The sequence below is a fragment of the Psychrobacter sp. 78a-MNA-CIBAN-0178 genome (assembly GCF_040309625.1).
In the GTDB taxonomy this organism is placed as follows: domain Bacteria; phylum Pseudomonadota; class Gammaproteobacteria; order Pseudomonadales; family Moraxellaceae; genus Psychrobacter; species Psychrobacter okhotskensis.
The window spans coordinates 22,672-29,758 of record NZ_JBEOOZ010000030.1 but is presented as its reverse complement, the minus strand read 5'-3'; the positions used below and the strand labels follow the sequence as shown (position 1 = coordinate 29,758).

Sequence of the window (7,087 nt, the reverse complement as noted above, 5' to 3'; positions counted from 1 at the left end):
TTGAAATGCAACACGGCACATCTTACTCTTCAACTCATTCTTTTAAAACGTTGCACTTCTTATTTGAATCTAGGTCTATAACAATTAGGTTTATCACAAACTTAGCGCATGCCCTCATTTTAAAAATAGTAATAAAAATGAGGACATGCTGTAGTGCTATGAACCTTCGTCAACACGCACGAGCTTCACGCTACCATCGGCACTTGTCACGCGGCGATAACGCGTATTGCCAGAACTTGATGGTTGGACTGACGACTGAGGGGAGTAAGTGATGGGACTGCTCGTTTGTTGTTGAATCAACTGTCCCATGCGATCAGCAGAGGCAGGCTGTAAAGGCTGACTGTTCGCTGGTTGCCCATATTGGTTGCCATATTGGTTGCCATATTGTGTGCTTCTTGGAGCTATGTTTCCTGCATTTCCAATGATTGAACGGTAAAATTTCTGTCCTGCGCGTCCATCAGCGGGGAAGATGCCCTTACTGGTTTGGTACTGCTGAATCGCAGTGCGAGTATTGTCTCCAATAATGCCGTCGACTTCACCAATATCATAACCAGCATTTAACAGCGCTTGCTGAATGTCTTTGGCTTGCTGGCGACTGATACCCGGATCATCGGTAGGCCAAGCAGTGACGAAGTCAGTTTTGCTGCTGTCTTCTTTGGTAATTAGGTCTGACAAATGCGCGATGGCTAAGGCGTAGTTCTCTGACGCGTTGTACGAATAAAACGTATCGAAGTTTTTACCCACTAAGAAAGCAGGGCCTTCAGCGCCTGCAGGTAATAGTAATCCTGCACTATTCAAGTCGTAAGGCAATGGACTGCCATTGGCGAGCGTTAGCCCTTGATCGCGCCAGTGGCTGATAGACTTTTTGTTCTTTCGGTCAGAGGCGGCCCAATAACCACTGGGCAACTTGACTTCGTAACCCCACGGCTCGCCAGTACGATAACCACGATTGTCCAAGAAGTTAGCGGTAGAGGCTAGCGCATCAGGGACGCTATTGACCAAGTCGCGACGACCATCGCCATCAAAATCAACGGCCAATTCTAAAAAGGTGCTCGGCATAAACTGCGTTTGCCCAAAAGCGCCTGCCCATGAGCCAGTCATATCGCTGGGCGCGATATCGCCATTTTGGACGATTTTTAGTGCATTGGCATATTCACCTTGAAAGTAGCTCTGACGACGGTCAAAACAAGACAGCGTCGCTAGGGATTCAAACAACGGCTTTTTGCCCAATGTCTGACCGAAGTTTGACTCAACACCCCAGACGCCTAGTACGTGCTCGGCTTTGACCCCATAGCGTGATTCGATTTTACGTAGCGTATCACTCCATTGACGCTTGGCGCGGATACCATCTTCGACACGCTCGCTATCGACCAGTGATGAGAGATAATCCCAAACGTCTTTTTGAAACTCTGGTTGATAGTTCAACGATTGAATGACGCTAGGATCAGGCTGGCTTGGGCGATAGTTGTTAAAGGTATAACCATCAACTCCGCTAAATTTGCTAGAGTTTTTTAATCCATCTAAACATTGTTGCAGCTCGGCATTAGATAAGTCTGGGGCTGGAGGTTTGGCCGCTTGGGCAGTGCTAGCAAAACTCAAACCAACAGCAAGGCTAAGTATCGATAAAGTAGAAACTGGAGTCAAACGCATGAAAATGTCCTATAAACGTCAAAGTGGTCATTAAAAGAGGATGCAGAACTGGTTAAGGTAGTATGGACTTAGAGTAACCAATCTAAATAGTAAAGAAAAGGTATCGAAGCACTCAGTTACTATAAATGGACGCTGGCGTGAGGTTAGGAGAGGGTTTTGGATGGAAAAGTCTAGTGTCAAAATGCCTAGCATCTTAGTAGATCCTTATTTTCACTAAAACCCAACTACTTCTCCAAAACCTTATCCAACTCATTAATAAAGTTATGAATGCGCTCTGCATTTTTGCCCAAATCGCTACCGCCAACCCGTGACTTACTGCGAATATCGAGCAGACGCTCACTGCCGTTATCCGTCACACGTACGACAACGTCGTCTTTAAAGCCGAACCACATCGTACTATCTGTCGCTTCGACAATGCCTTTATCCACATCACTATTTACCAAATCCCAGCCTAAATTATTGATGGCTTGTTCGGTCGCCTTGACCAATTCAGACTTTGATTGCGTATAGGTTAAGGTTTGCAGATCCGGATAGGCGTCACGTTGTTGTTTTGCAGCTTCCGCACCTGCGTACTCAACGGGATTTGGCGCGTCAGCGCGTAGTGGGGCAATGGCCACAAACTTAGGTGGATTAATCAAGTCGGTCGATATATCGTGAATAGGCGGTACACTTTTGCCTTTATTCATCATACTTAGCGGCATAGCTATGGCAATAGCAGACAGTAGCAGCGCTATTACCGTGCTACCAAGTGTCACTGTTTTGCGTTTAAATATCATTTGTAAAACGAGTAAGATAAGGGCAGCGATGCCAGCAAACACGCCGAATTTAAATCCCGTAAAGGCGGTACCCAAATCGACGATGCCATATTTATAAAGCGGACCGGGTAACGCCACCAGCAAAAAGGCGATTAAGCTGACGAGACTAACTAGAGCTTTCATTAGGTTTCTCCGTTATGATTTAATCGTCGCTTAATCACTATTGAATCATTGCGATAATTAAGCTTATATTTAATTCAACAGCCAAACATGCTCAGTGACTTTTAGCTCAGGTGCGGAGCCAATAGTAGCAGGTTCATTTATCAGCTCGTTAATTTGATAGTGCTCGCCATAGTATTGCTGTATCTGTTCGCTACTAATCGAGAAGGGTGGTCCATTCTTTTTACTTTGGTCATAATTCAATGTGAGTAACAGTTGCGGCGCTATTTTATTACTCACATTAACACCAAGTTTGTGTACGTGCTCGCTATATTTCATACGCATATTGGCTGGCAGGGCAATCAATGCCGCTTTATCATATACTGCATCGACAAAGCCAATATCCTCAGCTGTTAGCGCAAAAATATCAGCGACCCATAACGTTATTGTTCGTCCTGTTAGCTGACCTTGATAATATTTGATCGCTGGATTACGCACATGCTGATGTACAGTAGGTATGATATTTTGTTCAGCAAAGAATTCTTGTACGGCTGTCTCAACCAGTTCAACGCCAACCACGTCATAGCCTTGCGCTGCTAGCCATGCCATATCTATTGACTTACCACATAAAGGCACAAATACTCGACCACCAGTGGGCACGTTTAAATGGCTAAAGTATTTCGTTAATAACGGATTAACTTCAGACTGATTAAAACCAATGCGTTTCTCTTGCCAGCGCGCTTGCCAAAATTCAGGGTTCATAAGTTCGCCTTTATTCATTGAAGTTTATATTATTAGTTATTTTTATAATAGCTTTTTGGTTAATAATACTAAGGGTATTAAAAAGCCAAACGCCTATGGAATAAGCGTTTGGGTATGATTAAAAGTCGCTCTAAGAACTATGCTTTTTCAGCAGTTTCTTATTTAACGTTTTGTTTAGCTCACCATGTACTTACTGAACTCTTTACGCAATTTGGCAAGCTTTGGCGGTATGGCGAAGTTGCAATAAGCCTGTCCCGGATTTCTATTGAAGAAGTCTTGATGGGTCTCTTCTGCTTGATAAAATTCAACGGCAGGGTGTACTTCTGTGACGACGTTGAGACCCATGTCGCGTAGTTTGTTGATTGTGCGATCGACGGTTGGTTTTTGATCTTCGTCTGTGTAAAACACCACGCTGCGATATTGGCTACCAACATCATTGCCTTGACGATCCATCGTGGTGGGATCGTGAGTGGCAAAGAAAACATCGAGTATGACTTCTAACGGGACGATAGACTCATCAAACTTAACCTTGATGACTTCAACGTGTCCGGTGTCGCCGCCGCAGACGGCTTCATAGTTAGCAGAGACAGCATCGCCGCCCATATAGCCTGAAACTACAGACTGTACGCCTTTGACGGATAAAAATACAGATTCGGTGCACCAGAAACAGCCACCGCCTAATATAATGGTTTGCATAATTTTTCCTATTATTATAGATGTTGTTATAGAGATAGGCTAAGGTCTTTATTTGGATGCAATGATGTCATTTTTCAATGACTTGTTACTTTGAAGAGTTTATTACCCTTAGCGCGACCTAATCAGCTTAGCAGGGCAGTTGGCTGCGATAAGTAACAAACAGTAATGTTATAATGGGCTTTTGCTACGTTAGTCCGCTCTGGGCTAACGCTATCAGTTGAATAGCATCGATTAAATAGTATCGATCAGAACCACTGAGCATTTCCCAATCAAAGTTTCAATGTCGAAAACCAAAAACCAAAAACGAGTCGCACCATGAACCAAGCCAAGCCTGCTATCAAACATGACACCTTATTCACAACGCCACTCGATAAAGCGGCGCGCTTTTCCTTTGATGAGCAAGTGGTGGCTTGTTTCCCTGATATGATTCGTCGCAGTGTGCCTGGTTATGGTCAGGTATTAGCCATGCTACCCATATTTGCCCGTCGTCATTGTAAATATCGCCAGCAGGATGATAATGGTCAGCGTGTCAGTCGCATTTATGATTTGGGCTGCTCACTTGGGGCGGCAAGTATGACGTTGGCAGGCGAGTTTGAGCCGCAAGACTTGCAGATCAAAGCGATTGATATCTCACCGGCGATGACGACTGAAGCGACGACTTTATTGAATGATCATTATCCTGAGCACGATATAGAAGTGATCACTGCGGATATTCGTGATATTGAGCTTGAACCCTGCGATATGGTGATTTTGAACTTAACGTTACAGTTTTTACCTGCTGCCGATAGAGTTGCAGTATTAGAGAAAATTTATGCCGCATTAAGTGAAGGTGGCATACTAGTACTAACTGAGAAAACCCATGCGTTTGATGAGCAGTATGATGCATGGTTGGTTGAGCGTTATTACGACTTTAAGCGCGCCAATGGCTATACCGAGATGGAAATCAGCGGCAAGCGTAATGCGCTAGAAAACGTCTTGATTACCGATACTTTAGATGAGCATCATGCACGGTTGAGTGATGTTGGTTTTAAGCGTCATCTGACATGGTTTCAGTTTTTGAATTTCGTTTCTGTGGTGGCGTTTAAATAGAATTCATTCTGGGAGCTAACAAGGCACTAATATGATTCCATCTACAGTCGAGATAAAGATCCATCAAGTATTAACACAAAAAATGAGCATACAATCATTTGAGCAATGGTTGTATGAAGATGATGTATTAGAGTTTAGCAACCCTGATTTGTATCTTGAATTGATTTCATTTGATTATAGTTCTGAAGATAATTTTTATTACCGTTTTTATGATAGTTTTGCGAAATACGTCCATTTTTATAAATTTGAAGCTGATCGCATAAAAGGGTACTTAAACTCAATTATTGATAGAGATGATAAGTGTTGTGATGTGATGTGATTTATATGATGTACCACCTCTATTACGATGGTTATAATTTTCTCAATAGGCTAGGGATGGTATATGGAGTTCGCCTAACAGACATCGATACATCGGTATCAAACAGTAGTATGGATGGTATCTTAAATGAGTTTTATCCCGAGATTATTGATGATGCTAAAAATGTCTTACATTGGTTAGAAGAAGGCAAAATTGTTTTCAAAAGTCAGGATAATAGTGATAGTGTTTTTGAATATGAAGACTTTCGTAGTGAAGCAGAAATTCTAAGGACATGCGTAAGATATAGTTAATTTAATGGCACAAGTAAATACTCGCGTTATGAGCTATTAGAAAATTCTATTTAAAGAAATTTCAGGTGCGCTGGGCACACCCTACGAAGTATATGCTTCTGCCGAGGGACGAGGCGCGAGCATAATTATTAAAGAACACCGAGCTATGCCTCGCATATTTGCCCACTCTTAAAGGACTCCAATCTTGAGGCTCATTTTTTTTGCTTTTTCTTTACTTTCACTGTTTTCATTATTATCCATTTAAATAACAATCAACACGGTAATCTGCTTTTATGCTTAACGACACTATCATCCACGCCGAACGCGAACTGTATTTAACCTTATTAGAGCTGGCACAGCAGCAGCCGAGCGCCTATGAGTGGCTGTCAAAATTACCCACGTGGTTAAATGATATCAAGGATAAAGCCAACTATGCGCATGCGCCGGCTTATCAAGCGTCGGTAGCACGTTTGCCAACATTAGCCGTTGATAATGTGGATTTGGACAGTGACATATTGACGCTGAATGCGCCGTTGAGTGACTCTGAGCGCAAACAAACCATGGCGCTACTAAAGCAATTGATGCCATGGCGCAAAGGGCCTTTTCAGATTGGTGGTCAAGTCGATAGTGGTCAGAATGAAGATCAACAAGCCGCGCCAATTTTTATAGATACCGAGTGGCACAGTGATTGGAAGTGGCAGCGGGTCGCACCGCATTTAGGAAATTTAAAAGGTCGGCGTGTTTTAGATGTCGGCGGCGGCTCCGGTTATCACGGTTGGCGTATGGCAGGGGCTGGCGCGGATACAGTCATTATCATTGATCCGTCTTGCCTGTTTTATCATCAGTTTATGGCGATTCGTCATTTTGTGGGTAACGCTGATGCTCATACTCATGTTCATGGTACAGGTCGTTATCGTACCCATTATATTCCCGTGCCATTAGAAGCATTGCCAGAGCACAGTCAGCTGTTTGATACCGTGTTTAGTATGGGCGTGCTGTATCATCGTCAGTCACCCTTTGAGCACCTGCAACAACTCAAAGGACAGTTGGTAAAAGGTGGTGAGTTGGTGCTTGAGACTTTGGTCATTGAAGGCGATGCCAATACGGTACTGGTGCCGCATGATCGCTATGCGCAAATGAATAACGTGTATTTTTTGCCGTCAGTCGCCGCATTAATTGGCTGGCTAGAAAAGGCTGGATTCTCAGACGTGCGCTGCGTAGATGTAGCCGTAACCTCGATTGAGGAACAACGTAAAACGGAATGGATGACCTATCATTCGTTAGCCGATTTTTTAGACCCCAATGATTCTAGCAAAACCCTCGAAGGCTATCCTGCACCGATGCGCGCGACCTTGATTGCCAAAAAGTAGCTCGTACTTACCTACCAT

8 protein-coding genes are annotated in these 7,087 nt (G+C 43.5%); 4 read left to right on the top strand and 4 right to left on the bottom strand.

Annotated features, from left to right (window positions below; genetic code table 11):
• Positions 1–156 precede the first annotated feature (156 nt).
• The 4 genes from AAEY80_RS12775 to msrA all read right to left on the bottom strand — a co-directional run bounded on the left by AAEY80_RS12775 (position 157) and on the right by msrA (position 4,022).
• Positions 157–1,650 (bottom strand): lytic murein transglycosylase, encoded by a 1,494-nt coding sequence (locus AAEY80_RS12775; RefSeq protein ID WP_025650888.1) that lies wholly within the window; start codon positions 1,648–1,650, stop codon positions 157–159.
• A gap of 224 nt (positions 1,651–1,874) precedes the next feature.
• Positions 1,875–2,588, bottom strand: coding sequence for a DUF1499 domain-containing protein (locus AAEY80_RS12770; protein ID WP_025650889.1), 714 nt, complete (start codon positions 2,586–2,588; stop codon positions 1,875–1,877).
• Between the two features lie 69 nt (positions 2,589–2,657).
• Positions 2,658–3,326, bottom strand: a complete 669-nt coding sequence (tmpT, locus tag AAEY80_RS12765) for a thiopurine S-methyltransferase (protein WP_101211113.1) — start codon at positions 3,324–3,326, stop codon at positions 2,658–2,660.
• A 174-nt stretch (positions 3,327–3,500) separates the two neighbouring features.
• Entirely contained in the window at positions 3,501–4,022 is a 522-nt protein-coding gene (gene msrA / locus AAEY80_RS12760) for a peptide-methionine (S)-S-oxide reductase MsrA (RefSeq protein ID WP_025650891.1), read from the bottom strand.
• A 315-nt stretch (positions 4,023–4,337) separates the two neighbouring features.
• Between msrA and cmoA the strand changes: the two genes are divergently transcribed.
• The 4 genes from cmoA (at position 4,338) to cmoB (ending at position 7,069) form a co-directional block, all read left to right on the top strand.
• Positions 4,338–5,111 (top strand): carboxy-S-adenosyl-L-methionine synthase CmoA, encoded by a 774-nt coding sequence (gene cmoA / locus AAEY80_RS12755; RefSeq protein ID WP_201582882.1) that lies wholly within the window; start codon positions 4,338–4,340, stop codon positions 5,109–5,111.
• Between the two features lie 31 nt (positions 5,112–5,142).
• On the top strand, positions 5,143–5,430 hold the full coding sequence (locus AAEY80_RS12750; protein ID WP_201582883.1) for a hypothetical protein: 288 nt from the start codon (positions 5,143–5,145) through the stop codon (positions 5,428–5,430).
• Positions 5,431–5,486: 56 nt separating this feature from the next.
• Positions 5,487–5,720, top strand: coding sequence for a hypothetical protein (locus AAEY80_RS12745; RefSeq protein WP_350588412.1), 234 nt, complete (start codon positions 5,487–5,489; stop codon positions 5,718–5,720).
• A 272-nt stretch (positions 5,721–5,992) separates the two neighbouring features.
• On the top strand, positions 5,993–7,069 hold the full coding sequence (gene cmoB / locus AAEY80_RS12740) for a tRNA 5-methoxyuridine(34)/uridine 5-oxyacetic acid(34) synthase CmoB (RefSeq protein ID WP_201582886.1): 1,077 nt from the start codon (positions 5,993–5,995) through the stop codon (positions 7,067–7,069).
• The last annotated feature ends 18 nt before the right edge of the window (positions 7,070–7,087 follow it).

Excerpts from the sequence above, each read along its gene's own strand:
- AAEY80_RS12745 (WP_350588412.1), top strand. The coding sequence starts at position 5,487 with ATGGTATATGGAGTTCGCCTAACAGACATCGATACATCGGTATCAAAC.
- tmpT (WP_101211113.1), bottom strand. The coding sequence starts at position 3,326 with ATGAACCCTGAATTTTGGCAAGCGCGCTGGCAAGAGAAACGCATTGGT.
- cmoB (WP_201582886.1), top strand. The coding sequence starts at position 5,993 with ATGCTTAACGACACTATCATCCACGCCGAACGCGAACTGTATTTAACC.
- AAEY80_RS12770 (WP_025650889.1), bottom strand. The coding sequence starts at position 2,588 with ATGAAAGCTCTAGTTAGTCTCGTCAGCTTAATCGCCTTTTTGCTGGTG.
- msrA (WP_025650891.1), bottom strand. The coding sequence starts at position 4,022 with ATGCAAACCATTATATTAGGCGGTGGCTGTTTCTGGTGCACCGAATCT.
- AAEY80_RS12750 (WP_201582883.1), top strand. The coding sequence starts at position 5,143 with ATGATTCCATCTACAGTCGAGATAAAGATCCATCAAGTATTAACACAA.
- cmoA (WP_201582882.1), top strand. The coding sequence starts at position 4,338 with ATGAACCAAGCCAAGCCTGCTATCAAACATGACACCTTATTCACAACG.
- AAEY80_RS12775 (WP_025650888.1), bottom strand. The coding sequence starts at position 1,650 with ATGCGTTTGACTCCAGTTTCTACTTTATCGATACTTAGCCTTGCTGTT.